This is a genomic window from Actinoplanes sp. NPDC048791 (assembly GCF_040650095.1).
Classification (GTDB): Bacteria; Actinomycetota; Actinomycetes; order Mycobacteriales; family Micromonosporaceae; genus Actinoplanes.
This window is the reverse complement of record NZ_JBEZGQ010001579.1, coordinates 1-1,364: the sequence shown is the minus strand read 5'-3', so window position 1 is coordinate 1,364 and position 1,364 is coordinate 1. Positions and strand designations below refer to the sequence as shown.

Here is a 1,364-nt window from a genome sequence, read left to right as displayed (position 1 = left end):
CCGCCGCGGCGCCGAAACCGAAGGTGTCCCGCTCGGCCGAGCCCGGCGTGGTGGCCTCGCCCCAGGAGGCCGCCGGCCCGGCCGCCGCGGGAGTGCCGCAGCAGAGCGACGACACCTGGCTGCGCCCGGCGGCGCAGTCGCAGGACACGCTGGACCGGGTGGCGCTGGGACACCAGATCATCATCGCGGCCCTGATCGTGATCGCGGGCGTGCTGGCCGCCGCCGGCTTCAAGCGGCTCCGCCGGCGGTAGCCCTCGCACGGCCCGCGGGCGCCTACCCGGCGTTCGATAGCGTGGACGGCGATGACGAGCAGAGTGCGGTGGCTGAGTGCCGGAGTGGTCCTGCTGATCGTGATCGCGGGTCTGGTGATCCGGCGAGCCGTCGCCGACACTCCGGCGCCGCGCGCGCTGTCCTCCGCTCCGCCGCCACCTTCGGCCATACCCAGTGCTTCTGCGGTGACACCCAGCGCCTCGTCGAGCCCGCAGGGCTGCGTCGACACGATCCTGGCCGGGCTGTCCCCGGCCGAGCGCGCCGGCCAAGTGCTCATGATCGGCACGCCGGTGGGCGACCCGCGCGAGCTCGGTGACGTGGTCGCCCGGCATGATCTCGGCGGGGTCTTCCTGGCCGGGCGCAGCTCCCGGTCCGCCGCGGGCCTGCGCGCGGACATCACCGCCCTGCAACGCCGGGCCGGGACGCCGCTGCTGGTCGCGCTCGACCAGGAGGGCGGCAGCGTGCAGACCCTCAAGGGCCGCGACTTCCCGCTGATCCCGTCGGCCCAGCGGCTCGGTGCCGGCCCTCCGGCGAAGCTGCGCGGCACGGTGCGTGACACTGCCCAGCGTCTCGCCGGGATCGGGGTGACGGTCAACCTGGCGCCGGTCGCGGACACGGTCCCGGCCAAGCTGGGGGAGGGCAACCCACCCATCGGTGGCTTCCACCGCCAGTACGGCTCCGATCCGGACGCGGTCGCGGCGGACATCGCCACGGTGGTGTCGGCCTCGCAGGGTGCCGAGGTGCTGACCATCCTCAAGCACTTCCCGGGGCTGGGCCGGGTCCGCGCCAACACCGACACCGCCGTCCGGGTCGTCGACAACACGACCACGGCCGACGACCCGTACCTGAAGCCGTTCGTGGCCGGGATCAAGGCGGGATCGGCCGGGGTGATGATCTCCTCCGCGACGTACCCGAAGATCGACGGCTCGTCCATCGCGGCGTATTCCAAGCCGATCGTCACCGGCCTGCTGCGCGAGCGGCTCGGCTACACCGGGCTGGTGATGTCGGACGACCTCGGCGCGGCCGACTCGGCGTCGTCGCTGCCCGCCGGCGAGCGCGCGGTGCGGTTCGTGGCGGCGGGCGGCGACCTGGCG

1 protein-coding gene and 1 pseudogene are annotated in these 1,364 nt (G+C 74.3%); both read left to right on the top strand.

The annotated features are described in order from the left end of the window. Positions 1-251: pseudogene (locus tag AB0C29_RS48650) on the top strand (hypothetical protein); the annotation flags it as partial. Positions 252-302: 51 nt separating this feature from the next. Then, the coding region (locus AB0C29_RS48645) for a glycoside hydrolase family 3 N-terminal domain-containing protein (RefSeq protein WP_360835195.1) at positions 303-1,364 on the top strand (1,062 nt) is incomplete at its 3' end.